Origin of the sequence: Shimia fortis (assembly GCF_040225985.1) — a bacterium.
Taxonomy (GTDB): Bacteria; Pseudomonadota; Alphaproteobacteria; order Rhodobacterales; family Rhodobacteraceae; genus Shimia.
This window is the reverse complement of the sequence record NZ_JBBPEU010000044.1, coordinates 1-467: the sequence shown is the minus strand read 5'-3', so window position 1 is coordinate 467 and position 467 is coordinate 1. Positions and strand designations below refer to the sequence as shown.

Annotated in this window: 1 pseudogene; it reads right to left on the bottom strand. The window is 66.2% G+C overall.

What is annotated here, in order from left to right:
• Positions 1-467: pseudogene (locus WNE31_RS18420) on the bottom strand (calcium-binding protein); the annotation flags it as partial.

Sequence of the window (467 nt, the reverse complement as noted above, 5' to 3'; positions counted from 1 at the left end):
ACATCGTTGCCGCCGCGCCCGTCCAGACGGTTGCCCGCGCTGTTGCCGATCAGGCTGTCGCCATCATCGCGCGACCCGCGCACGCTTTCGATATTGAGCAGCGTGTGGGTGAAGGCCGTGCCCGACCATGTGCCCGTGGCGCGGCCGGTTTCAAGGTTCACGTTCACCGCGGTGACGCCGAACCGGTCATAGCGCACCATGTCATTGCCATCGCGCCCGTCCATCGTGTCGGACCCGGCGCCGCCGATGAAGCGGTCGTCATACATGCTGCCGATAAAGCTGTCGGTGGCGCTGGTGCCTGCGACTTCGACAGTGGGGCCCGAACCAAGGCCGGTGACCGTGTCCGTGCCCTCAAAATGCGCGATCTGGCCCGTGGTCAGGTTGGCGTTGATGCCGCCCGATTGCCCGCGATAGTCCAGACGCACGATCCCGTCGCCGCCCAGCACGTTGATCGTGTTGCTGCCGCC